Source organism: Yersinia canariae, from assembly GCF_009831415.1.
Lineage (GTDB): Bacteria > Pseudomonadota > Gammaproteobacteria > Enterobacterales > Enterobacteriaceae > Yersinia > Yersinia canariae.
On the sequence record NZ_CP043727.1, the window covers coordinates 3,055,676 to 3,081,329 of the forward strand.

Sequence of the window (25,654 nt, forward strand, 5' to 3'; positions counted from 1 at the left end):
TATTATTATGACTGACGCTCTATTTAGAATATCAGTACTGAGTAGGCAGTGAAATAAAATATTAACACGGATATTTATCCGCAGTAAAAATAACCCTCTGCCGCCCTCCCATATAATCCCACTCAAATAGAGAGGTTATTGATGCTGTTTGCGATCATTATACTTATCTCTTTCTGCATTCTGCATTCTGCTGCTTATTTAAGCCATCCAAACTAAAAGATATAACGCGATCAAAAAATTCATAACAAAGTTAATTCCTTATCAAAATAGTTATGGTTATGATGCTGTACAGAGACAGATAGACGTCTAGACACAAAGATAGCCATAACAATGATAATCGCGTTCACCTTGCATAACTTACCAACACCATGACGGAGTTCCGGATGAAAAAAATTGTTTCCCCATTACTGGCCCTGGGCCTACTGACGGCACTGCCAGTCTTCGCTGCGGACACCGCCACACTCGCCCCTATCCCTGATGCAATCGCCAAACATCAAGGGCAGATAAAAATTGCCGTCATCCGTAATTTGGGTTCTGACGACAACACAACACAGTTCCTGTCCGGTGTATTGAAAGAAGGTAAAAAACTCGGCTTCAAAGTTGATACTTTCTTGAGTAACGGGGATGACGCACGTTTTCAGGACTTTGTTAACCAGGCTATTAGCCAAAAATATGATGGGATTATTCTTTCCCAGGGCCGTGATCCTTATTCAACTGAGCTGGTTAAGCGGATTGCCGCCAGCGGTATTGCTGTATCTGTCTTTGATACGGCCATTCAGGGTGATATCCCCGGGCTAACCATCACCCAGCAGGATGATGCCTCTCTCACCAATGAGTCTTTCGGTCAGTTGGTGAAAGACTTCAACGGCAAAGCAAATATTATCAAACTCTGGGTTGCCGGTTTCCCGCCAATGGAACGTCGTCAGGCGGCTTATCAGGCTTTGTTGAAACAGAATCCGGGTATTACAGAACTGGAATCTATCGGTGCCGTTTCATCTGATGTTCAAGGTGATACCGCGAACAAAGTAGGTGCAGTTTTGGCGAAGTACCCGAAAGGTAAAATCGATGCAATTTGGGGAACTTGGGATGCTTTTACACAAGGTGCTTATAAAGCCTTGCAGGAAAATGGCCGTACCGAGATCAAACTGTACAGCATTGATATCTCAAATCAGGATTTGCAACTGATGCGCGAAGCTAATAGCCCATGGAAAGTCAGCGTTGCTGTCGATCCTAAGCTGATTGGCGCGGTTAACTTGCGTCTGGTGGCCAAGAAAATTGCGGGCGAAGAGACCCCTACAAGTTATGAGTTCCGCGCAGCTTCTATCCCGCAAGCGCTGCTGGCGAGCCAACCTGGCCCGGTTAACGTCGCGGGCTTGAGTAAAATCATTCCTGGCTGGGGACAATCAGATGATTTCAACTCACCTTGGTTTGCTACCCTTGCGGCTAAAAACGGTCAGTAATGAGCAATTAAAGGCCAATATGACCAATCGATTTGGAGTGCAATAAATGGCAGCGCAAGGATACTTGCCGACACCGGAATACAGCCGCAATATGCGGCTGATTGGTCATAGCGACCAAGGCGGTAAACCCGATGGCGTACAAGTGATGGTGCATCGGGGTTACGCCTATGTCGGCCATATGGTGTCGCAGGGCGTATCAATTATTGATGTACGAGATGCAAAAAACCCACGTCCGGCCGGTTTTATCGCCGCCCCACCCAATACATGGAATGTCCACTTACAGGCCCATGATGACCTGCTACTGGTCATTAATGCACGAGATCTCTTCGCTGATGTCAGTTTTGCCGAAGAGAAAGTGTATTACACCCGCTCGGTCGCCCAAACGATCAGTACCCGGCAGGAAGGTCGCAGTTGGAGTGCCGGTTTACGTATTTTTGATATTTCGACGCCGGATAAGCCGCGTGAAATAAGCTTCTTGTCACTTGATGGCATTGGTATCCACCGTATCTGGTATGTCGGCGGGCGCTGGGCCTATGTTTCTGCGCTATTGGATGGCTACAGTGATTATATCTTCCTGACTATTGACTTAGCTGACCCGCAAAAACCACAGGTTGCTGGGCGTTATGCTTTACCCGGCATGCATACCGCGGCGGGTGAACAAGCAAGCTGGCCCGAAGGTAAGCGCTATGCGCTGCATCATGCCATTGTCAGCGGCGACACTGCATATGGCAGTTGGCGTGATGGCGGCTTGACACTATTGGATGTCAGCGACCGCTCGGAACCCAAGCTGATCAGTCATCGCAACTGGAGCCCCCCTTTTGGCGGCGGGACTCATACCGCGCTGCCCCTACCTGACCGCGACTTATTGGTGGTGCTGGACGAAGCCGTGCTGGACAATCAAGAGGACGGTGAGAAGCATATTTGGGTTTTCGACATTCGCGAACCGAGCAATCCCGTCAGTATCTCAACCTTCCCGGTGCCCAATGAAAGAGATTATGTGAAAAAAGGCGCTCATTTTGGCCCACATAATCTGCATGAAAATCGGCCTGGCAGTTTTATCAGCTCAACGCTGATTTTTGCGACCTACCAAAATGCCGGAGTTCGTGCTTATGATATCAGCAACCCCTATCAGCCGAAGGAGACGGGGGCGTTAGTACCTGCCGCACCGGAAAAAATGATGGATAAGCGGCCAGGTCGCCCGCAAATCATTCAGTCATGCGATGTGTTTGTTGATGCTCAAGGGATTATTTACAGCACCGACTATAACGGCGGGTTATCTATCATCGAGTATTTAGGTTAATTGTCCCGTTGTCCCTGGAACTGCGGGGATAAGTTGCACCACTAATAGCCTTGGGTATGTCTATCAATAGCAGGTCGATTTAGGTCGATCTGCTATCTGCGAAAAATTTTCTTCCTCCCCCCTCTCTTTAGTTACTGCAATAGTCTACTGTAATTGGCTGAGCCCGCTGTCTTAATGCTGTTCGAGTCATTATTTTGATTGAAAAAACCGCATAGAAACAGTTCATTATCCAAAAAAATATAAATAAGAAAATGCCATGAAAGGATTTCCATCGCGCGTGACCAACCTGCTGATTGCTTCGCTGGTCTTGACTATTGGGCGAGCCGTAACCCTCCCCTTTATTACTATCTATCTGGCAGAACACTTTCAGTTAGCACCTGATAAGGTTGGGCTGGTGTTGGGAGCGAGTTTGACTCTGGGTATTTTTACCAGCCTATACGGGGGGTATCTGGTGGACAAATTCAATAAAAAGCAGTTGATTCTGCTGGCAATTTCCTTGTTTTCGGCGACCTTTTTTTCCTTGCCGTGGGTTCAGCATCCGGCATGGATTATCCTGATTTTGGCTTTGCTACATTCGGCGTATTCCGTCTACAGCATCGCCATTAAAGCCTGTTTTGCTGACTGGTTACCGGTCAATGAGCGCATCAAAGCTTTTTCAGCCAATTATACTTTGGTCAATGTTGGCTGGGCAGTCGGGCCGGGATTGGGCGTTTTAGTCGTCAGCATGGGGCCGCAAGTACCTTTTATTATTTCTGGCATACTGGCGTTGTTGGTCGCCATCACGTTGAAATTCAGAATAGACAGCACTGATATGTCAGTCGCTGAACATACGCAGACTGAATCCGTGCCCGATTTTCGTCAAACATTCCGGATTTTACGCAATGACAAGCGGCTGATTTATTTCACTATTGGGAGCATGCTCAGCGCCATTGTCTTTGGCCAATTCTCCGGTTACCTATCCCAATATCTGATAACTGTTTCTGATGCTAAATTTGCCTATCAAGTCATTGGCGCGGTGATGACGGTCAATGCGGCTATTGTTATTACCTTGCAATACCTATTAAGCCGCCGGATGAATCAGCAGAACTTAATGCGCTGGCTGATGCTGGGTACCCTGTTCTTTATTATTGGTTTGTTCGGGTTTATGGTGGCTCAACAATCAATCCCCTTGTGGATGTTGGCGATGGCCATTTTCTCATTGGGCGAGATTATTGTTATCCCGGTCGAATACTTGTTTATCGATTTTATTGCTCCGGCGAATCTCAAAGGCAGTTATTATGGAGTCCAGAATCTTGGCCAATTAGGCGGTGCAGCTAACCCGGTTCTCTGTGGTTTCTTGCTGGCCTATAGCGCGCCACAAATGATGTTCTATATGCTGATAATCGCGGCAATTTTGGGACTGGCCTTTTTCCATCGCGGCTACCAGTTGGCAAAAACACAGGAAGATCAACCGGCTAAGCCCGTGCAATGTGAAAAATGAGAAGGATATTATTTATTCATAGTGTGATGACTAGCACAGTGCCAAAGTTAATTGTATGATGAATACACTCCGTTACTCAGGACTCTTTTTATGCGCAATGTGACTTCACTTTGCTGGCAGTATCTGCGAGCGTTCGCCATTATCTATCTGTGTTTATGGGCAGGTAAGGCGTTGGCCTTGCTGCTGCCCATCACTATTCCTGGCAGCATTATCGGCATGTTGATTCTGTTTGCCCTGCTTGCCTCGCAAATTTTACCCTCAACATGGGTAAAACCCGGTTGCCACCTGCTTATCCGCTATATGGCACTGCTGTTCGTGCCGATAGGTGTCGGTGTAATGCAATATTATGACCAACTGACCAAACAATTCGGCCCGATCGTGGTTTCGTGTTTTGTCAGCACCCTGATAGTGATGCTGGTTGTGGGGTACAGCTCGCATTATGTCCACCGCGAACGCAAAGTGATTGGTTCTCCGACCCACACGGAGGAAGACGAATGATCAGCAACTTATGGTGGTCACTGCCACTGACTCTTATTGTCTTCTTTGGCGCGCGCCGTTTGGCCCGCTGGCTGAAAATGCCGCTGCTGAACCCATTGCTGATATCAATGGTTGTTATTATTCCATTGCTGTTAGTGACCCATATGCCCTATGCCAACTATTTTGCGGGCAGCAAAATTCTGAATGACTTGTTGCAGCCGGCAGTGGTGGCACTGGCCTTCCCGCTGTATGAACAATTACATCAAATTCGTGCCCGCTGGAAATCAATCATTAGTATCTGTTTTATCGGCAGTATTACTGCCATGGTCAGCGGCACTGCGGTTGCCTTATGGATGGGAGCAACGCCTGAGATTGCCGCGTCAGTCTTGCCCAAATCCGTCACGACGCCGATCGCCATGGCCGTGGCCGAATCCATTCATGGTTTGCCCGCCATCAGTGCGGTATGTGTTATTTTTGTTGGTATTTTGGGGGCCGTGTTTGGCCACAGCTTGCTAAATCTATTAAAAATCACCACCAAAGCCTCACGTGGCCTGGCGATGGGGACGGCTTCGCACGCCCTCGGTACCGCCCGTTGTGCTGAGATGGATTTTCAAGAAGGCGCATTCAGCTCACTTGCATTGGTTATTTGTGGGATTATCACCTCACTGCTGGCTCCCTTCTTGTTTCCGGTACTGCTGCATTTATTTGGTTAATTTTCAAACGGCTGGAGTGTTAACTGCGGGGCCAACGCAAGCACGGTGCAAAATCAATTTGCCCTTCGCTTGCCGCTCTCCTGCCCCTTGAAATCTATTGGGTACTGTGAGGGTTAATTCATAAATTTGAGATACATCTCTCATTTGAGATTTTACTTGCATGAATTTCATATATAACGAGATCTGCATCACACCAAGAAGCCTCCAAGCTGCCTAAAATAGTTTCCCGTAACTACTGGAGAGAACCCTATGCAAGCACGTTTTCATGACGTTTGGGCTGAACTGCCCGCCTCACTGCAATCCGCACTTGAACCTATCTTGAGCGCAAACGATTTCGCCGCAATGCTGACAGCAGAACAAGTGAAAACGGTGAAAAGTATCAGTGGGTTAGATGATGATGCGCTGGCATTTGCGTTACTACCGCTAGCTGCCGCTTGCGCATTAACACCTATCTCCCATTTTATGGTTGGCGCTATCGCTCGGGGCATCAGCGGCAATCTCTATTTCGGTGCCAATATGGAGTTCAGCAGCGCACCGCTACAACAAACCATTCATGCCGAACAGTGTGCTGTAACTCATGCCTGGTTACGTGGTGAAGCCCGTTTGGTCTCTATTACTGTCAATTACACCCCGTGCGGCCATTGCCGCCAGTTTATGAATGAACTGAACAGTGGAACAGACTTGCATATCCACCTACCGGGCCGCCCGGCGTCAACACTCGGGCAATATTTACCTGACTCTTTCGGCCCGAAAGACTTGGATATCAATACCTTGCTGATGGATCCTGTCGATCACGGCTATAAAGTCACTGACACTGATTCACTGACTCAGGCGGCACTTGACGGTGCCAATCACAGCCATGCACCTTATAGCCTTTCCCACAGCGGTGTGGCGGTGGAAACCACCGATGGCAACATTTATGCCGGCCGTTATGCGGAAAATGCGGCGTTTAACCCAAGCTTGCCCCCCCTGCAAGCTGCATTAATTCTGACCAACTTGTCAGGCAAAGACTGTAGCGCTATCCGCCGCGCAGTGCTGGTTGAAGGCAGCCGACCTATGTTGACTCAGTGGGATGCCACCCAAGCAACATTGGCAACCCTTGGCTGTACTGATGTAAAACGCGTGACATTCTAATCAGATAACAGCAAATCGGGGTTAGCTGACTAACCCCGGTTACAGCTTTGCGCCGCACTTTCACTCATTGGCTCACGCAACCAACTATGATTACTTTTGCCGTTCCGGAGGGTAATGCAGTAAAAGTTTCGTTTGGCCAATGAATCAAGCTGACAGTCAATCAATCTGCTGGCGGTAATTGAGCTGTAAAATCTGCAACTTAATTCGCACTTTTGCTGATAACTGACATATTTAACTAACAAAAGCTGTACATATTTTTCTTATCTTTTAGGATCGGAGCAACAATAACTGTCCAGACCCAAAGTCAGTGGAGTTACAGATAGGTAGCCAGCGAAGGCTTTCCGATGAGCTTACTCAAGTCAATCATTCGGATAAGCGCCCGCAGCGCCCCCTGCGACGTCAAGGACGAAGGGTATAATAACGTTTAAGAGTAAAATTCATGGAACTGGAATACGAAAGTAAACGTCCCCTGTACATCCCTTACGCTGGCCCCATCCTATTAGAATTCCCTTTGTTGAATAAAGGTAGCGCTTTCACCAATGCTGAGCGCAGCCACTTCAATTTACACGGTTTATTACCGGAAGCGGTTGAAACTATCGAAGAGCAGGCTGAGCGAGCTTACCGCCAGTATCAAGATTTCAAAAGCGATGATGATAAACATATTTATCTGCGTAATATTCAAGATACCAATGAGACTCTGTTTTACCGCCTGCTGGAAGCCCATCTCAGTGAGATGATGCCTATTATTTATACCCCGACCGTCGGCGAGGCTTGCGAACACTTCTCCGATATCTATCGTCGCGCGCGCGGGCTATTTATCTCTTATCCGAATCGCGAACACATCGACGACATGCTGCAAAACGCCACCAAGCAGAATGTCAAGGTTATCGTGGTCACTGATGGCGAACGAATTCTTGGCCTTGGCGACCAGGGCATCGGCGGTATGGGCATTCCGATTGGTAAACTGTCCCTGTATACCGCGTGTGGTGGTATCAGCCCGGCTTATACATTGCCCGTGGTATTAGATGTGGGCACCAACAACCCGCAGCGTCTGAATGACCCCCTGTATATGGGTTGGCGTCATCCACGTATTTCTGGTGATGAATATTATGCATTTGTTGATGAATTCATTCAGGCAGTGAAACGTCGCTGGCCAAATGTGTTGTTGCAGTTTGAAGATTTTGCTCAGAACAATGCGACCCCACTGCTCAATCGCTACCGTGATGAACTGTGCTGCTTCAATGATGATATTCAAGGTACTGCGGCGGTCACGCTGGGCAGTCTGATTGCCGCCAGTCATGCCGCAGGTAGCCAGTTGCGCGACCAAACGGTCACTTTCCTCGGCGCCGGCTCAGCGGGTTGCGGCATTGCTGAACAAATCATTGCACAGATGATTTCAGAAGGGCTGAGTGAAGAACAAGCCCGAGCGCGCGTGTTTATGGTCGACCGCTTCGGTTTATTGACGGATAAACTGCCTAATCTGTTGGATTTCCAAAGTAAGTTGGTGCAAAAAAGTGACACATTGCAGGGCTGGAATCTGGCCAGTGACGCAATCTCATTGCAAGATGTGGTCCGCAACGCCAAACCTACAGTCCTGATTGGAGTTTCTGGTCAGCCGGGGCTGTTTACCGAAGAATTAATCCGCGAGATGCACAAACACTGTGCGCGCCCAATAGTCATGCCACTGTCTAACCCGACATCTCGGGTGGAAGCACGGCCAGAAGATATCATTAACTGGACGGATGGTGCCGCGCTAGTCGCGACAGGTAGCCCTTTCCCTCCCGTCAGTTATAAAGAGAAACTGTATCCAATTGCGCAGTGCAATAACTCTTATATCTTCCCCGGCATCGGCTTGGGTGTACTGGCATCCGGAGCCAAACGCGTTACCGACGGCATGCTAATGGCTGCCAGCCGTGCATTAGCGGGCTGTTCACCGCTAGCGCATAATGGTGAAGGCGCATTATTGCCCAATATCGACGATATTCAGGCGGTATCAAAGACCATTGCGATGCAAGTGGGTAAAGCTGCACAGCTGCAAGGGGTTGCTATTGTGACCTCGGAAGAGGCTTTAGCAAAAGCCATTGAACACAACTATTGGCAACCGCAATACCGCAGCTATAAACGCACATCGTTCTAAATATTATCGGCCCGTACTTCGGTGTGGGCCGAATAATGATGTCCCCTGCCACTGCAACCCCAAAATCATTGGAATGACAGGAAGGCGGCCAGAGAGATAATCCCAATGAGCTGACCCCGGTCAGTGATTTGGGTTATTGAGCGCAGCCAACACACCTGTAGCTTGAAAGATATAAAAGGGTATCCCCAATGGATTTCAAGTGACAGGAAGGCGGCCAGGGAGATAATCCCAATGAGCTGACCCCGGTCAGTGATTTGGGTTATTGAGCGCAGCCAACACACCTGTAGCTTGAAAGATGATGGGGATAGGTATTGCGCTACATGGGCGGGTACAGTAGCCTTGCAATATCACCAGTGAATTGAATGCATCAAAGGCCAGAGAATGTGGAAACGCCTGATTATTAGCTTAATTATCATCGCAGGGTTGCTGATGGTGACAGCTATTGCGCTCGATCGCTGGATCAGCTGGAAAACAGCTCCTTTTATCTACGATGAGCTACAAGACTTGCCCCACCGGCAGGTTGGCGTCGTGTTGGGCACAGCCAAATATTATCGTACTGGCGGGATTAATCAGTTTTATCAATATCGTATTCAAGGGGCATTAAACGCTTATAACAGTGGCAAAGTCAGCTACTTACTGCTCAGTGGTGACAATGCGTTGCACAGTTATAACGAGCCGATGACCATGCGCCGTGATTTGATTGCGGCAGGTGTCGCCCCTTCTGATATCGTGCTGGATTATGCCGGTTTTCGCACACTAGATTCTATTGTGCGTACTCGTAAAGTATTTGATACCAATGATTTTATTATCATTACCCAGCGCTTCCATTGTGAACGCGCATTGTTTATCGCCATGAATATGGGGATTCAAGCGCAGTGTTTCGCGGTGCCGTCACCCAAGGATATGCTCAATGTTCGAGTACGTGAGATCTTTGCTCGCCTTGGGGCGCTGTCTGATCTCTATATTCTGAAACGCGAGCCCCGCTTCCTTGGGCCACTAATCCCTATTCCGGCGGTGCACGTCATACCGGATGACGCGCAAGGCTATCCGGCAGTGTCGCCAGAGCAATTAGTTGAACTGGAACACCGACTGACGGAAGAAAAACAGAAAAATGCAATACCATCCAACTGATTTTAAATGGATTTTTCTTTCGCTTTGACGTTAGGCGCAATCAGGAATATTGCCAACAAACTGCCTGGGTAGACTGTGAGCCGCAGTAATAATTCACTTTCAACAATATGTAACCAACTAGCCCCTTTGCCCTAAAAACGCCCCAACATCACTTTCAACCTCTCCCATCTCTTGCAATAACTGCAATGTTTCCAATGCCTCATCCTCATCCAACCGGCTCATGGCAAACCCCACATGCACCAAAACCCAATGGCCGATTAGTGCAGAACTTGCCTGCGCATCCGCAGCCACCAGCATAATATTCACCGAACGGCGCACACCACAAACATCCACCCAGGCCGTACCCGGTTGAGTCTCATCCAACGCGACAATTTGCCCCGGAATTCCTATGCACATAATCTGGCTCCCGCTGTATCAGAGCATAAAAAAAGTAAATTCATTCTACCTCCAGCCGCTTAATCATCACGCCGTCATCAGCCGCGCCAATGTGTAAGTGGCTCCCGGCACACAATGGGCAACGCGTTACTTTACTGCTGAGTAAATTAACGTGTTGCTGACAGTCATGGCACCATACTTGTGATGGTTGCTGGCTAAGGTGCAAAACACAGCCTTCGGCCAAGGTGCCCCGGCACACCAATTCAAAACAGAACTCCAACGCCTGCGGCTCGATACAAGAAAATGCGCCGGTTTCCAGCCATACCCCAGTAATTCTCCGTGCACCATGCAGCCGCGCCTGCTGTTCCATCATGCCAATCGCATTTTGGCACAAAGTTATCTCGTGCATGACCGTTCTCCCTATTTGAGCTTTTCTTGCAAAAACAATGCAAGGACGATGCCAGTAATTCAGGACTTGCCACCGGCTCGACACTCATCCTAATAAATTGATAAATAAGGTTATTATTCGCCACCACTGCGCGATAAATTCATGAGATGGATAATCACTGTCGAAGTGTCATCGGTAAGCAGTTGTTTCGTCACTAATGTCGACACTTAACCATGGCAATCACACTGTTTTTACTGCCTTTTAAATCCCTGCCTTTTATCTGATATCCCCCAAATGCGCAGCAGACGGGCTTTCACGACTCTTTTGCATCAGCAGCTAACGTACTGGCACAGAATATGCTTTGGTGCTGGGAAATGATTTTTATCAGCCTGACTGTCACCAGATTTTTGTCCCGGAGGGTATGGCTATGAACCGCTTTGTGATTGCGGAGCCGAGGCTTTGTATTGGATGTAATACCTGCATGGCTGCTTGCAGCCAGGTACATAAAGCCGAGGGTTTACAAGAGCATCCCAGATTGACCGTTATGCGCAATGCCACAGTGACGGCACCGATTCTCTGTCGTCACTGTGAGGATGCGTGGTGCGCGCGGGTTTGCCCGGTCAATGCCATCACCCTGACCAATAACGCCGTCGAATTAAATGAAACCACCTGCATCGGCTGCAAGCTCTGCGGTATCGCCTGCCCGTTTGGCGCAATCACCCCTGCTGGCAGTAAGCCATTAGCGGTGCCAGAAAATTTCCCTGAATACATCCCGATGACCGAGTTATCCGATGTGCCATTCAGCCCGGCCAACATGAATCCGTTCCTCGCTTGGAATGCGGGAGTTCGTGCTGTTGCCGTGAAATGTGACTTATGCAGCTTCCAATCACAGGGGCCAGAATGTGTGCGGGTCTGCCCGACTAACGCCTTGATACTGGTGGATAAAAACAGCATTGAACAGGCGAATCACGCTAAACGCCTAGCAGCCGCCAGTGGGTTTGCAAACGAGCTGCCCTTTATGACCGTGGGCACGTCGTCCGCCATCTCTCACGAGGAGCAGAAAAGATGATGAATTCGCTTGAGCTATTATGCCTCTCCTTGCTGCTTTATCTGGCTGGCGCATTGCTTTCTCTGCTCTTGGCACGGCGCGAAACTCTGGCAATTTATGCTTCCGGATTAGCATCATTACTGGGAGGGCTTGCGGGGCTGTTAGCCGCCGCGCCGACGCTACTCGGGGGCGGCATTATCACATTTACCACTGCCGGGCCTTTCCCATTCGCGGCATTTAGTTTACGTCTTGATCCATTGGCGGCATTTATGCTGATGGTCATTTCATTGCTGGTGGTGATAACCGCACTTTATTCATTGGCTTATGTGCAGGAATACAAGGGCCGCGGCGCATGGGGAATGGGGGTCTTTATGAACCTATTCATCGCCTCAATGGTGGCGCTGGTGGTCGTAGATAACGCCTTCTACTTTATTATTTTCTTCGAAATGATGTCGCTGGCTTCCTACTTCCTAGTAATTTCCGATCAAGACGATGACGCCATCAGCGCGGGTTTGCTCTATTTTCTGATTGCCCACGCCGGCTCCGTGCTCATTATGATTGCGTTTTTCCTGTTGTATCGCCTCAGCGGCAGTCTGGAATTTGCTGCTTTTCGGCAGGCCAACCCGCAGCCTGTCATGGCCTCGATTATCTTCTTATTAGCTTTCTTCGGTTTCGGTGCCAAAGCCGGGATGTTGCCGCTCCATGGTTGGTTGCCACGAGCGCACCCTGCGGCCCCTTCCCATGCCTCCGCCCTGATGTCCGGCGTTATGGTCAAAATTGGTATCTTCGGCATCATCAAAGTGGGCATTGACTTGCTGGGTGCCAGCCAACTGTGGTGGGGCGTGGTGGTGCTGGGCTTTGGCGCGGTGTCTTCAGTGCTGGGCGTGCTGTATGCATTGGCAGAGCATGACATCAAACGCCTACTGGCTTATCACACAGTCGAGAACATCGGCATTATCCTGATGGGGGTCGGCGTGGGCATGATAGGGATTGCCAGCCACCAACCGGTGTTAGCCGCGCTTGGCCTACTCGGCGCGCTTTACCATCTGCTCAATCACGCCGTTTTCAAAGGGCTGCTGTTCCTCGGTGCTGGTGCAGTCATATATCGCGTACACACCAAAGACATGGAAAAGATGGGCGGATTGGCCAGAATGATGCCTTACACCGCGCTGGCTTTTCTGGTCGGATGTATGGCAATTTCAGCCCTTCCGCCATTCAATGGTTTTGTCAGTGAATGGTTTACCTACCAATCGCTGTTTACCATGACCAAAGACGGCGGTTTTATTATTCGTCTCGCCGGGCCAATTGCTATCGTGATGCTGGCAATTACTGGTGCATTGGCGGCCATGTGTTTTGTGAAAGTTTACGGTATCAGCTTCTGTGGCCTGCCGCGCACAGAAAAAGCCGCTCTTGCACGCGAAGTCCCTTGGCCGATGACCTCCGCCATGTTGCTGCTGGCGTTACTCTGTTTGGCGTTAGGGATAGGCGCTACCCATGTCGCTCCGGTGATTGGCCGTATTGCCTCCAGCCTGATCGCGCCGCCAGTGCCATCCTTGCAAGTGGCACAAGGCGCTGTTTTGTTCCCGCAACACAGTTCTCAGGCAATGTTATCCACCCTGTATATCTTCTTTGGTTTATTGATTTTGCCACTGGTGATTTTACTGGTCGCCAGCCTCTACAAAGGCAGCCGTCTGGCATTTCGTCATGGCGGTGATCCATGGGCTTGCGGTTATGCCTACGAACAGGCCATGACCGTCTCTGCCGGTGGTTTTACCCAGCCACTGCGGGCCATGTTTGCCCCGCTCTATCGGCTACGTAAAACACTGGATCCCGCACCGGTAATGCAACGCGCATTGGAGCATTCAATCAGTGGCGCGGGTCGAGTGGAGCCGGTTTGGGATGACAAAGTTGTGGCCCCGCTTATCCGCTTGATCCAATGGCTCAGCCAGCGAATTCAATGGCTGCAACAGGGTGATTTCCGCCTCTATTGTCTGTATGTGGTCGCCGCACTGGTTACCCTGCTTATCATTGCGGCCATTTAAGGAGACGAGCAATGCCAACTACTGATATGCCTGCGGTCTCTATGATTGCTTTCGCCATTGTGCAGGCGCTTCTCATGCTTGCACTGGCGCCGTTGATGTCGGGTATTTCGCGCATGGTAAAAGCCCGCATGCACTCCCGCCGTGGGCCGGGCATCCTGCAAGAGTATCGTGATTTAGCCAAATTACTGAAACGCCAGGATGTCGCCCCGGCCAATGCCGGCATTATCTTTCGCCTGATGCCCTATGTGCTTCTGGGCAGTATGTTATTGATTGCGATGGCGTTACCCATTTTCACTTTGGCCTCCCCCTTTGGGGTGGCGGGTGACCTGATAACCCTGCTCTATCTGTTCGCGCTGTTCCGCTTTTTCTTCTCACTGGCGGGTCTCGATAGCGGCAGCATTTTCGCCGGTATCGGTGCCAGTCGTGAGTTGACACTCGGGGTGTTGGTCGAACCGACCTTGATTCTTTCACTGCTGGTTGTCGGGCTGATTGCGGGTTCCACCAATATCGGCACCATCAGTACCGCGCTGTCTCAAGGGCACTGGCAATCACCGACCGCCACGGGTCTGGCACTACTGGCTTGCGGTTTTGCGGTGTTTATCGAAATGGGCAAAATTCCATTTGATGTCGCCGAAGCTGAGCAAGAACTACAAGAAGGGCCACTGACCGAATATTCCGGTGCCTCATTAGGGTTAGTCAAATGGGGGATTAGTTTAAAACAAGTGGTGGTGGCGCAGCTTTTCCTCGGTGTGTTTATCCCCTTTGGCAAGTTGGCGGTGCTGAGTGGGCCGGGCCTGCTGTGGGCGTTAGTGGCCTGTGTTATCAAGCTCGTGGTGGTATTTGTGCTGGCCTCCATCGTAGAAAACAGTATTGCCCGTGGGCGCTTCCTGTTGACCTCTCGCGTGACCTGGCTGGGGTTTGGCGTAGCCGCCTTGTCTCTGGTTTTCTATCTCACCGGTCTTTAAGGAGCTAATAAACCCATCATGGAGAACATGGCTCTTATGAACACAGCCCTTATAAACATCGCCTTTGCAACCATTCTGGTCCCGTTTGTCGGCGCAATCCTCACGGCTTGTTTGCCGCAACGCATGGCGAAATGGTCCTGTACTTTCTTTGCGCTACTGGCAACCCTCGGCACTGTGCTGCTGGCTTATGTCTATCTGAGTGGCGGCAAGGTTGATATCACTTTCGACCTGATTCATTACGGTGATATGGCGCTATTCGGCCTGACAATCGACCGCATCAGTACCTTGATTGCTTTCGCCGTGGTGTTCCTTGGTTTGCTGGTCAGTATCTATTCCACGGGTTATCTGACACTGGGTAATCGTGAGCACCCACACGAGGGTACTAACCGCTACTATGCGCTGCTGCTGGTATTTATCGGCGCGATGGCTGGGCTGGTATTATCATCCACCCTGCTGGGTCAGTTATTCTTCTTTGAAATCACCGGCGGTTGCTCGTGGGGATTGATTGGCTACTATCAAAGCCAGAAGTCTCTGCGCTCGGCGCTAAAAGCCTTGCTGGTCACCCACGTCGCGGCCATCGGCCTGTATCTGGCGGCAGCGGTGTTACTGGTCAATACCGGTACTTTTGCCCTGACCGCGTTGGCGCAGCTGGACCACACCACCAAAATCATCGTATTCGGTGGTATTTTGTTTGCCGCTTGGGGGAAATCGGCCCAGTTGCCACTGCATATCTGGTTACCGGACGCAATGGAAGCGCCAACCCCTGTCAGTTCCTATCTCCATGCCGCCTCGATGGTGAAAGTCGGCGTATATATCTTTGCCCGCGCCATCTATTCTGCCGGTGACGTCCCCCAGATTATCGGCACCGTGGGCATGGTGATGGCGGTTATCACCTTGATTTACGGCTTCTTTATGTATCTGCCGCAAAAAGATATGAAGCGGTTGCTGGCCTACTCCACCATCACGCAGTTGTCTTACATTTTCTTTGCGCTGTCTTTGGCAATCTATGGTTCAAAATTGGCCTTTGATGGCGGTATCGCCTACATCTTCAACCACGCGTTTGCCAAGAGTTTATTCTTCCTGGTCGCCGGGGCGCTGAGCTACAGCTGCGGTACCCGTATGTTACCCAAACTCAAGGGCATCATGGGCAAAATGCCGCTGCTGGGGGTGGGGTTCTGTGTCGCCGCACTCGCCATCACGGGGGTGCCTCCATTTAACGGCTTCTTCAGCAAATTCCCCATTTTTGCCGCAGGTTTCTCACTTTCTCACGAACATTGGCTGCTGATCCCCCTGTTGGTGCTGGCTCTGATTGAATCAGTTGCGAGCTTCGGCTGGTTTCTGTACTGGTTCGGACAAACCGTGCCCGGCAAGCCATCTGAGGAAGTTGCCAGTGCCAAGCCGTTGCCATTAGCCATGCAAGGGGTGCTGGTGGTGCTGGTGATTATGTCAGTGTGCTCAAGCTTTATTGCCGTCGCCTGGCTCGGATAAGGGAGTAAAAAATGACCGGAACATTACTCGTTAACAATCTTGCAGGGCTGCTGATAATTACCTCGCTGCTGGTAATTATCGTGAAGAAGCCCGCGACCTCGGCACTGTTTTATGCCTTGCAATCACTGGTGTTGGTACTGATTTTCCTGGTATTAGCTGAAACACTGCACGCCCACGAGCTCTATATGTGGTCATTAACAGCCTTTATCACCAAGGTGGTGTTGGTGCCATGGATTATGTATCGCGCGTTTCGCCAGATGGACGATCCCAAAGCCAATGGCGGCGTGATAGGCACTGCCAGTCTAATTTTTATCGCCGCCATCATCATTTTACTGAGCTACTTTGTGGTCGAGCCGGTGCAGTTGCCCATGGTCACCGCCCTGAAACCCGCACTGGCCGTCTCGCTGGGGCACTTCCTGATTGGCCTGCTGTGCATTGTCAGCCAACGCAATATTCTAAAAAACATCTTCGGCTACTGCTTGATGGAAAATGGTGCTCACCTGATGTTGGCGCTGTTGGCTTTCCGCGCACCGGAACTGGTCGAGATTGGCATTGCCACCGACGCCATTTTCGCCGTGGTGGTGATGACGCTAATGGCGCGCAAGATTTACCGCACGTTGCACACGCTGGATGTTAAACAACTGACGGCGCTAAAGGGGTAATGAAATGAGTAATACTGACCTGCTGTTGTTACTGCTGGCGATACCTCTGATAGCCTCGCTGCTGGCATTTGCTTGCCGGGCATTGGGCAGTGCGGCACGAATGGCTTCCACTTGGGTGCATTTTATCGGTATCACCCTGTTGCTGATAGTGGCATTGACCGTCGTGTGCCGAGTGGCCGTGGATGGAGAAATTCTGGTCGTTCACAACTGGCTGCATATCGATAGCCTCAGCGCGCTATTCCTCGCTATTTTGGGCATTATCGGCTTTATCACTGGCCTCTACTCCCTTGGCTATATGCGCCATGAAGTCAATAATGGCGAAATCACCGTCGCAACACTGTGCAATTACTACGGATTTTTCCATCTATTCTTATTCACCATGCTGCTGGTGGTCACCAGTAATAACCTGATTCTGATGTGGGTGGGGATTGAAGCCACGACCCTCAGCTCCGCCTTTTTGGTGGGGTTATATGGTCAGCGCTCATCACTGGAAGCCGCCTGGAAGTACATTATTATTTGTACTGTCGGGGTCGCGTTTGGGTTGTATGGCACAGTGCTGGTGTATGCCAATGCCGCCAATGTGTTGGCGGATCCGGGCAGTGCTATTTTCTGGACGGTGGTCGCCGAACATGCCAAAGAGCTGGATCCTAGCCTGATGCACTTGGCATTTGTGTTTATCCTGATTGGCTTTGGCACCAAAACCGGCCTGTTTCCAATGCACTCCTGGCTACCCGATGCCCACAGTGAAGCCCCCAGCCCGACTAGCGCCTTGCTGTCTGCCGTGTTACTCAACTGTGCGCTGCTGGTTATCATCCGCTATTACATCATCATCAGTGCCGCTATCGGCCCACATTTCCCACAAATGTTGCTGTTGGTGTTCGGCATGATGTCAGTTGCCGTCTCCGCATTCTTTATTTTGGCGCAGCGCGATATGAAGCGCTTGCTAGCTTACTCCAGTGTGGAAAACATGGGTCTTATCGCCGTGGCGTTAGGTATTGGTGGCCCGCTAGGCGTGCTGGCAGCCCTGTTCCACACCCTCAATCACAGTCTGGCAAAAACCTTATTGTTCTGCGGGTCCGGTAATGTGTTGTTGAAATACGGCACACGGGATATGGGCGCAATCAAAGGTATTATCCGAGTGGCTCCGCTCACCGCAGTGATGCTGGCTGGTGGGGCATTGGCACTGGCTGGGATGCCGCCTTTTAATGTGTTTATCAGTGAATTTATGGTGGTTGCCGCCGCCGTTAAAGCCGGCCACATCACTCTGGTGATTGTGCTGTTATTGCTGTTAACACTGGTGCTGGCGGGGCTGGTGCGCATGATAGCCAGCACAGTGCTGGGTACGCCACCACCGGCGGTTAGCAAAGGTGAATTGGGTATTCTGACCACCGCGCCGATGGCCATTTTGTTGCTGTTAATGCTACTACTCGGGGTTCACATTCCCGCACCGGTCACTCGTTTGCTGACAGATGCTGCGCAGATTGTCCTCAATAGCGATGAGCAAACACCTGTTCAACAACATTTTATGCTGCCGTGGGATGTTATCTCTCCAGCTCAACCCACCCCTTCCGTCGCAGATACGCATGCCGCTCTGCCATTCACCCCGACACGTCAGGAGATGTAACGTGACTCACGAAACGCCTATTTCAGCGACTTCAGCTTCAGGCCATCCACACGGCGGTGAAAAACTGGGAGCCGCCTATGTCGCTCGCCTGCGCGAACAATTTCCGACAGTTGTCCTCGATGAAGAGTGGCAAACCGCTGATCAACTGACCATTACCATCAAGCTGAATAGCCTGCCGGATGTGGTCGAGTATCTTTATTATCAACAAGGCGGCTGGTTGTCAGTGTTGTTTGGCAATGATGAGCGCAGTTTGAATGGCTATTTTGCTATTTACTATGTGTTGTCAATGGAGGGCCGCGAGCAATACGGTATTGATACTGGCAAGCAATATGGCGACAAATGCTGGGTGATTGTCAAAGCGCTGATTAGCCCCGAACGCCCTGAATTCCCATCTGTGACCCCGCGGGTGCCAGCAGCGGTCTGGGGTGAGCGCGAAGTGCGCGATATGTATGGTTTACAACCCGTTGGCCTGCCTGATGAGCGCCGTTTAGTCCTGCCCGATGATTGGCCGGATGACCTTTATCCGCTGCGCAAAGATACCATGGATTACCGCCAGCGGCCGACGCCGACCAGCAATACGGAAACTTATCAGTTTGAAAATGAAGCGGGCAGCAGTAGCCGGGTGGTGCCCATCGGCCCGATGCATATTACCTCCGATGAACCGGGCCATTTCCGGCTATTCGTGGATGGTGAAGATATTATCGACGCAGATTACCGCCTGTTTTATGTCCATCGCGGCATGGAAAAACTGGCTGAAACCCGCATGGGCTACAATGACGTGACTTTCCTGTCAGATCGTATCTGTGGCATTTGCGGCTTCACCCACAGCGTGGCCTACACCTCTTCCATTGAGAATGCCCTCGGCATCATCGTGCCACCACGGGCGCAGATGATCCGCACCATTTTGCTGGAAGTCGAGCGGCTACATAGCCATCTGCTCAATATCGGTTTGTCCTGCCATTTTGTCGGGTTTGATACCGGCTTTATGCAATTCTTCCGAGTACGCGAAAAAGCCATGACTATCGCCGAGATGCTCACCGGCGCGCGCAAAACCTACGGCCTGAATCTGATTGGCGGGGTACGCCGCGACATTCTGAAAGCTGACCGCATCAAAACCCTGCAATTGGTGGCAGAGATGCGCGCCGATATTAGCGAGTTGGTGGACATGTTGATGAGCACCGCCAATATCGAGCAGCGCACGGTGGGTGTTGGCTTGCTTGACCGCAAAATTGCGCGCGATTTTAGCCCGGTTGGCCCGATGATCCGCGCCAGTGGATATGCGCGCGATATGCGCCATGACCACCCTTATGCCAACTACGCCAATGTGCCTAAAGAGCTGTTTAGCCTTGATGGTTGCGATGTGAACTCACGTCTGCTGGTGCGGGTGCGGGAATTCTTCGACTCACTGGTCATGATTGAATATGGGCTAAACCATATGCCCGGCGGCCCATTGCTGGAGGAGAAAGTCCACTATCAGCCGTATAAATTTGCGCTCGGTTTTTCGGAAGCCCCGCGCGGTGAAGATGTCCATTGGAGTATGACCGGCGACAATCAGAAACTGTTCCGCTGGCGCTGCCGCGCCGCCACTTACGCCAACTGGCCGGTACTGCGCTATATGCTGCGCGGCAATACGGTTTCAGACGCGCCATTGATTATCGGCAGCCTAGACCCCTGTTACTCCTGTACCGACCGGGTGACCTTGGTGGATGTGCGCAAGCAAAAATCCGTCACCGTGCCTTACAAAGAGATCGAACGCTATGGCATTGAGCGCACCCATTCGCCGCTCAAATAGAGGGATGAAGAATGTTAAAACTGTTTAAAACCATCCTGAAAGTCGGCGATACCACGGTAAAATATCCGTTTAAGCCGCTCGAGGTTAGCCACGGGTTTCGTGGCAAACCACAATATGATGCCGAACAGTGCATTGCCTGTGGTGCCTGTACTATGGCCTGCCCTGCCAATGCGCTGACCATGGAAACCGACATCACCCAAGGAACTCGCCAATGGCAACTGTTCCTTGGACGCTGCATTTTTTGTGGTCGCTGCGAGGAGGTCTGCCCGACCCGCGCGATTGTGTTGTCACAAGAGTTTGAACTGGCGGTGTTCAATAAAGCCGATTTATATCAACGCGCCAGCTTTACCCTCGCCCATTGCCAACAGTGCCAAAAACCTTTCGCCCCCAAAAAAGAAGTGGATTACGTCATGGCGCTGCTGATTCACTCCGGGATGAGCGCTGAGGATGTCGAGCAACAACGGCCTCATTTTGAAACTTGCCCTGAGTGTAAACGCAAACAGAATGTGGGTGGAAATGAAAATATTTCCATGAATAACAGCATCATACCGAATCACCACCGCGACGGGGGGAACCCTCTATGAGTCAGCCACATTCATTAAAACCGGGCTGGGGGCACCACGTGAGTCAACCGGTCGCACTTGACCCTTCCATCGCCCAGTTAAAAAGCAAATTACTGAAAGATATCAAACGCTCAGCTTATGTCTATCGGGTGGACTGTGGCGGTTGCAATGGTTGTGAAATTGAGATTTTCTCCTCGATTACGCCACTGTTTGACACCGAACGGTTTGGTATCAAAGTGGTCGCCTCACCACGGCATGCCGACATCTTACTGTTCACCGGCGCGGTAACTCGAGCAATGCGCTCACCGGCCTTACGCGCCTATGAGTCGGCCCCTGACCCCAAAATTTGTGTCTCTTACGGCGCTTGTGGCTGCGGCGGCGGTATCTTCCACGACCTGTATTGTGTCTGGGGCGGTAGCGACACTATTGTGCCCATTGATGTTTATATCCCCGGCTGCCCCCCTACCCCGGCGGCCACGATTTATGGCTTTGCGGTGGCGCTGGGCTTGCTGGAGCAGAAACTCAAAGGAGAGGATCATCAGGAAGCTGTCGACGAACGCGTCGCGCTGATTCACCCGGATGCGCCGCTGACTCTGCGGGTGTTGTTAGAGCGCGAGGCTCGCCGTATGGCGGGTTACCGTCACGGGCGGGAAATCACCGACAGCTTCTTGTCCCTGCTGGTTAACCAACCGTTGCAAGGGCTGGAACAGCGCTGCCAGAGTTATCTCCAGCAGCAGGATGATCCGCGTTTAAATGAGATATTTGCCAGCTTGCAACAGATAGCCCTGATGCAACTGGCAGGAGGGCATGTTGATGCCTAAAGTGATTTTTTATGCCCTGAACCAGAAATTCCTCGACAGTGATGAGGACATGCCCGAGCAAGCGCAGCAAGTGATGTATTACTCCCTGGCTATCGGCCACCATGTCGGCGTCATTGATTGCTTAAAAGCCATTATGGAATGCCCGCTGGCTGAGTATGAGCCGTGGTTCAGTCAGTTACCCGAAGGAGAAGCTCGCCGCAAAATGGCGGGCTTACTAAAGTTTGGCGAAATCACCATCGACAGCACTCACACCCAATTACTGGCCCAAGCCTTTGCGCCATTGGCGCAGGATTCGAATTCATTGCACCAGCTCTGGAGCCAACAATTACTACAAACCCTGTATGATATTGAACAGGAACCGGCTATTTATTTGATGGTGAAACGCCGCCCATGAACCCTCTAAATACAGTGACGAATGTTGTTTTAACCGTCGGCAATAGCATGATGGGCGATGACGGCGCAGGGCCATTACTGGCCGAGCGCATGACACAGCAACCGGTAGCTGACTGGCAAGTTATCGACGGCGGCTCGGCCCCAGAAAATGTGGTGCATCGCGTCCGTGCTTTGCAGCCCAGCCGCCTGATTATTGTTGATGCCGCTGATATGGAGCTGCCCCCTGGGGAAATTCGTATTATTGACCCAGAGCGAATTGCCGAGATGTTCATCATGAGCACCCATAACTTACCGCTCAATTTTCTCATCGATCAGCTCAAAGAAGATATTCCAGACGTTATCTTCGTCGGGATCCAACCCACATTAGTGGCGTTCTACTTCCCGATGACCGATATTGTCAAACACGCGGTTGAGATTGTGTACCAAAAATTGCCCCATTGGCAGGGTGACGGCGGTTTTAGTCACTTGTAATGATGTGACGGTGTGGCGTCGTCAAATTTGCCGACGTCACCGCCGCCGACAGTTTTTCTTCTGTTACTCCCTCTCATGAAAACCCATAAATCCTTTTAAAACAACCAGATTAGTCATCTTCTTTCCCACTACTTCAAGTTGGCATAAACCATGCAGTATGTAAGGTAATGAGCCAGATTCGCGCACCTAAACGCAAATCTGCCAGACCCCTTAATTGATACCCGATAAATTTCACGGTGCAGCCAACACACCTGCGACCTGAAAGATCAAGGGCAAGGAGAGAAAGCAATGAACCGGTTCATAATTGCAGATCCAAAAAAGTGTATTGGCTGCCGCACCTGTGAGGTTGCCTGCGTGCTGGCACACAACGGAGGCAAGCTCGACACCATGACAAAGGCCAATTTCGCCCCACGGTTGAAAGTGGTCAAAGGATTGAATGTCAGCACCACCATTATGTGTCGCCACTGCGAAGATGCGCCTTGTGCCAATGTTTGCCCTAACGGCGCGATTGTGCGTGCGGCAGACAGCATTCAGGTATTGCAGGAAAAATGCATTGGCTGCAAAACCTGCGTTGTTGCCTGCCCCTACGGCGCCATGAATGTGGTGACCAAACAGGTCGAAGTCATGTTTAACGGCCTGTCGCAAGGCTTTTGCCTAAAAGCTGAAGCACAAAAATGTGATTTGTGCGAAGGGCGTGCCGCCGGGCCAGCCTGCATCTCAGTTTGCCCCACTCAGGCACTGCATTTAATCGGCCGTGACACCATGCAGGCCATGCTACGCAAGAAACAAATGCGCGCGGCACTGGATGAAGCCAACGAGATGAATTTCTAAGCCGATACTGCCACAACATCAAATCAGTGATTCGGGTAAACAAGAGCTGCTGACACCGCTCAGCTTCAAGAATAAAGGATAATTAACATGCACAAAGCACTCACTGTCTGTCCTTATTGCGGCTCTGGCTGCAAAATCAATTTACTGGTCGAAAATGGCAAAGTCGTTGGTGCTGAAGGCGCTAATGGCGTCACCAATCAGGGCGAGCTGTGTCTGAAAGGCTACTACGGCTGGGATTTTCTCAATGACACCAAGCTACTCACGCCGCGTTTAAAAAAACCAATGATTCGTCGCCAAAAAGGCGGAAAACTGGAAGCGGTTTCCTGGGATGAAGCTATCGAGTTCGCCAGTAGTAAACTGCGAGAAATTAAAGAAAAATATGGCCCTGAAGCTATTATGCACACGGGTTCTTCTCGTGGGCCGGGCAATGAAACCAACTATGTGATGCAAAAATTTGCCCGCGCCGTCACCGGCAGCAATAATATCGACTGCTGTGCTCGCGTATGTCACGGCCCATCAGTGGCGGGTTTGCAAGTGACACTGGGTAACGGCGCGATGAGTAACTCCATCTGCGAGATTGAAGACACCAAATGCATTTTGGTCTTTGGCTATAATGCAGCGGATTCCCACCCCATCGTGGCCCGGCGCATTCTAAAAGCCAAAGAGAAAGGCGCTAAAGTCATTGTTTGCGATCCTCGTCATATCGAAACCGCACGGATTGCCGATCTCTGGTTACCCTTGAAAAACGGCTCCAATATGGCGCTGGTGAATGCATTTGCCAATGTGCTCATTACCGAAGAGTTATATGATAAAGACTATGTTTCGCGCTATACCGAAGGTTTTGATGAATATCGCGAAATTGTCGCCAAATACACACCAGAATATGTCGAAGGCATTACCGGCTTGCCAGCACAAACTATCCGTGAGGCTATGCGCATCTATGCCGCAGCACCTTCTGCTACCATTTTGTGGGGCATGGGGGTAACACAATGGGGCCAAGGGGTTGATGTCGTTAAAGGATTATCGGGATTGGCATTACTGACGGGTAACCTCGGTCGCCCGAATGTCGGTGTTGGCCCAGTGCGTGGGCAAAATAACGTGCAAGGTGCCTGTGATATGGGAGCTTTGCCTAATATGTATCCCGGCTATCAAGCCGTGACTGACCCGGCCACACTTGAGAAGTTTGCCAAAGCCTGGGGTGTCCCTTCCCTGTCCGGCAAAATTGGTTATTCACTGACTGATGTCCCACATAAGGTGAAAGAAGGCAAAATCAAAGCCAACTATGTGATGGGCGAAGATCCGCTGCAAACAGAGCCGGATCTGTCGATGATGCGCGAAGCTTTCAGCGAGTTGGAATTGCTGATTGTCCAAGATATCTTTATGACCAAAACAGCGGCTGAGGCGGATGTTATCTTCCCTGCAACCTCATGGGGCGAACATGAGGGGGTCTATTCAGCCGCCGACCGTGGTTTCCAGCGTTTTGAAAAAGCGGTTGATCCACAAGGCGATGTCAAACCAGATTGGGAGATTATCAGTCTGATGGCAACCGCCCTCGGCTACCCAATGAAATACAACAATACCAAAGAAATTTGGGATGAGTTGCGCGAATTATGCCCGCTGTATTACGGCGCAACCTACGAGAAAATGGCCGGTTTAGGTTATATCCCGTGGCCATGTACGACTGAAGACAGCCCAGGGACGCCATGGCTATATGCCGGTAATAAGTTCGATCGCCCGGGAGGTAAAGGGTTGCTGTTTGCCAGCGAATGGCGTGCGCCAATGGAACAAGTGGATGAGGAATATCCTCTGGTGCTGTGTACCGTCCGTGAAGTCGGCCACTATTCCTGCCGCTCAATGACCGGGAATTGTTCAGCATTACAAACACTGGCCGATGAGCCGGGTTATGTCCAAATCAGCCCGCAGGACGCAGATAAAATGCGCTTGCAGGATCAGCAATTAGTCTGGGTTGAATCGCGGCGCGGTAAGGTAATTACTCGCGTGTCCGTCAGCGAACGAATTAATGTCGGCGCGGTATATATGACATATCAGTGGTGGATTGGTGCTTGTAACGAATTAACACTTGACCATCTGGACCCTATTTCTAAAACACCGGAGTATAAATATTGCGCGGTGAAACTGGAGGCCATAACGGACCAAACATGGGCGGAAAATTATGTTCAGCAAGAGTACAGCCAATTGAAGGCGCGCTTACGCAGAGAAGCTGAAGTAATTTGATAGATTAACGGCTATTGCACTTTGCCATTCTGGGCATGCCCAGAATGGCTTTGCTCGCAACGCCTCGTTCGAGTAGAAAAGTTTGTCACATTTGGTGTTCGACTCAGCGACCCGCAAAATAGAA

23 protein-coding genes are annotated in these 25,654 nt (G+C 50.8%); 21 read left to right on the top strand and 2 right to left on the bottom strand.

Features of this window, described 5'->3' with window-relative positions:
- Nucleotides 1–383: 383 nt before the first annotated feature.
- The 8 genes from F0T03_RS14100 to sanA all read left to right on the top strand — a co-directional run bounded on the left by F0T03_RS14100 (nt 384) and on the right by sanA (nt 9,832).
- Entirely contained in the window at nt 384–1,460 is a 1,077-nt protein-coding gene (locus F0T03_RS14100) for a sugar ABC transporter substrate-binding protein (protein WP_162526954.1), read from the top strand.
- Between the two features lie 46 nt (nt 1,461–1,506).
- Complete coding sequence (locus F0T03_RS14105) at nt 1,507–2,760, top strand: LVIVD repeat-containing protein (RefSeq protein WP_159679022.1); 1,254 nt, start codon at nt 1,507–1,509, stop codon at nt 2,758–2,760.
- A gap of 256 nt (nt 2,761–3,016) precedes the next feature.
- Entirely contained in the window at nt 3,017–4,240 is a 1,224-nt protein-coding gene (locus tag F0T03_RS14110) for an MFS transporter (protein WP_159679024.1), read from the top strand.
- Nucleotides 4,241–4,330: 90 nt separating this feature from the next.
- Nucleotides 4,331–4,738, top strand: coding sequence for a CidA/LrgA family protein (locus F0T03_RS14115; protein WP_145557436.1), 408 nt, complete (start codon nt 4,331–4,333; stop codon nt 4,736–4,738).
- Nucleotides 4,735–5,430 (top strand): CidB/LrgB family autolysis modulator, encoded by a 696-nt coding sequence (locus F0T03_RS14120; RefSeq protein WP_159679026.1) that lies wholly within the window; start codon nt 4,735–4,737, stop codon nt 5,428–5,430. The genes F0T03_RS14115 and F0T03_RS14120 overlap by 4 nt, the downstream gene beginning before the upstream one ends.
- Before the next feature lie 249 nt (nt 5,431–5,679).
- Nucleotides 5,680–6,564 (top strand): cytidine deaminase, encoded by an 885-nt coding sequence (gene cdd, locus F0T03_RS14125; protein WP_159679028.1) that lies wholly within the window; start codon nt 5,680–5,682, stop codon nt 6,562–6,564.
- A gap of 439 nt (nt 6,565–7,003) precedes the next feature.
- Nucleotides 7,004–8,701: an NAD-dependent malic enzyme gene (locus F0T03_RS14130; RefSeq protein ID WP_159679030.1), complete on the top strand. Its 1,698-nt coding sequence runs from the start codon at nt 7,004–7,006 to the stop codon at nt 8,699–8,701.
- 381 nt (nt 8,702–9,082) lie between these two features.
- Nucleotides 9,083–9,832, top strand: a complete 750-nt coding sequence (gene sanA / locus F0T03_RS14135; RefSeq protein WP_145557428.1) for an outer membrane permeability protein SanA — start codon at nt 9,083–9,085, stop codon at nt 9,830–9,832.
- 117 nt (nt 9,833–9,949) lie between these two features.
- Here the strand turns inward: sanA and F0T03_RS14140 are convergent, their stop codons facing one another.
- A complete protein-coding gene (locus F0T03_RS14140; RefSeq protein ID WP_159679032.1) occupies nt 9,950–10,228 on the bottom strand; it encodes a HypC/HybG/HupF family hydrogenase formation chaperone in 279 nt (92 codons plus the stop codon).
- 40 nt (nt 10,229–10,268) lie between these two features.
- The gene (hypA, locus tag F0T03_RS14145; protein WP_159679034.1) at nt 10,269–10,616 is read right to left on the bottom strand and encodes a hydrogenase maturation nickel metallochaperone HypA; all 348 of its coding nucleotides are present in this window, start codon (nt 10,614–10,616) and stop codon (nt 10,269–10,271) included.
- Nucleotides 10,617–11,022: 406 nt separating this feature from the next.
- Between hypA and F0T03_RS14150 the strand changes: the two genes are divergently transcribed.
- The 13 genes from F0T03_RS14150 to fdhF all read left to right on the top strand — a co-directional run bounded on the left by F0T03_RS14150 (nt 11,023) and on the right by fdhF (nt 25,530).
- Nucleotides 11,023–11,664 (top strand): 4Fe-4S dicluster domain-containing protein, encoded by a 642-nt coding sequence (locus tag F0T03_RS14150; protein ID WP_159679036.1) that lies wholly within the window; start codon nt 11,023–11,025, stop codon nt 11,662–11,664.
- Nucleotides 11,661–13,685 carry a hydrogenase 4 subunit B gene (hyfB, locus tag F0T03_RS14155; protein ID WP_159679038.1) on the top strand — a complete coding sequence of 675 codons (2,025 nt, stop codon included), beginning with the start codon at nt 11,661–11,663 and terminating at the stop codon, nt 13,683–13,685. Before F0T03_RS14150 ends, hyfB begins: the two co-directional genes overlap by 4 nt.
- A gap of 11 nt (nt 13,686–13,696) precedes the next feature.
- A complete protein-coding gene (locus F0T03_RS14160) occupies nt 13,697–14,650 on the top strand; it encodes a respiratory chain complex I subunit 1 family protein (protein ID WP_159679040.1) in 954 nt (317 codons plus the stop codon).
- Nucleotides 14,651–14,686: 36 nt separating this feature from the next.
- Nucleotides 14,687–16,138 carry a hydrogenase 4 subunit D gene (locus F0T03_RS14165; RefSeq protein WP_374757588.1) on the top strand — a complete coding sequence of 484 codons (1,452 nt, stop codon included), beginning with the start codon at nt 14,687–14,689 and terminating at the stop codon, nt 16,136–16,138.
- Between the two features lie 11 nt (nt 16,139–16,149).
- Nucleotides 16,150–16,800, top strand: a complete 651-nt coding sequence (hyfE, locus tag F0T03_RS14170; RefSeq protein ID WP_145557414.1) for a hydrogenase 4 membrane subunit — start codon at nt 16,150–16,152, stop codon at nt 16,798–16,800.
- Nucleotides 16,801–16,804: 4 nt separating this feature from the next.
- Entirely contained in the window at nt 16,805–18,424 is a 1,620-nt protein-coding gene (locus tag F0T03_RS14175; protein ID WP_159679042.1) for a hydrogenase 4 subunit F, read from the top strand.
- A 1-nt stretch (nt 18,425) separates the two neighbouring features.
- Entirely contained in the window at nt 18,426–20,216 is a 1,791-nt protein-coding gene (locus F0T03_RS14180; RefSeq protein WP_145562646.1) for a hydrogenase large subunit, read from the top strand.
- Between the two features lie 11 nt (nt 20,217–20,227).
- Nucleotides 20,228–20,800, top strand: coding sequence for a hydrogenase 4 subunit H (gene hyfH / locus F0T03_RS14185; protein WP_159679044.1), 573 nt, complete (start codon nt 20,228–20,230; stop codon nt 20,798–20,800).
- The gene (locus F0T03_RS14190) at nt 20,797–21,600 is read left to right on the top strand and encodes an NADH-quinone oxidoreductase subunit B family protein (RefSeq protein ID WP_159679046.1); all 804 of its coding nucleotides are present in this window, start codon (nt 20,797–20,799) and stop codon (nt 21,598–21,600) included. Before hyfH ends, F0T03_RS14190 begins: the two co-directional genes overlap by 4 nt.
- Nucleotides 21,593–21,994: a formate hydrogenlyase maturation HycH family protein gene (locus F0T03_RS14195; protein WP_145557404.1), complete on the top strand. Its 402-nt coding sequence runs from the start codon at nt 21,593–21,595 to the stop codon at nt 21,992–21,994. Before F0T03_RS14190 ends, F0T03_RS14195 begins: the two co-directional genes overlap by 8 nt.
- Complete coding sequence (hycI, locus tag F0T03_RS14200; protein ID WP_145557403.1) at nt 21,991–22,464, top strand: hydrogenase maturation peptidase HycI; 474 nt, start codon at nt 21,991–21,993, stop codon at nt 22,462–22,464. The genes F0T03_RS14195 and hycI overlap by 4 nt, the downstream gene beginning before the upstream one ends.
- 288 nt (nt 22,465–22,752) lie before the next feature.
- Entirely contained in the window at nt 22,753–23,295 is a 543-nt protein-coding gene (locus F0T03_RS14205; protein ID WP_145557401.1) for a 4Fe-4S binding protein, read from the top strand.
- A gap of 87 nt (nt 23,296–23,382) precedes the next feature.
- The gene (gene fdhF, locus F0T03_RS14210) at nt 23,383–25,530 is read left to right on the top strand and encodes a formate dehydrogenase subunit alpha (protein WP_145557399.1); all 2,148 of its coding nucleotides are present in this window, start codon (nt 23,383–23,385) and stop codon (nt 25,528–25,530) included.
- Nucleotides 25,531–25,654: the final 124 nt, after the last annotated feature.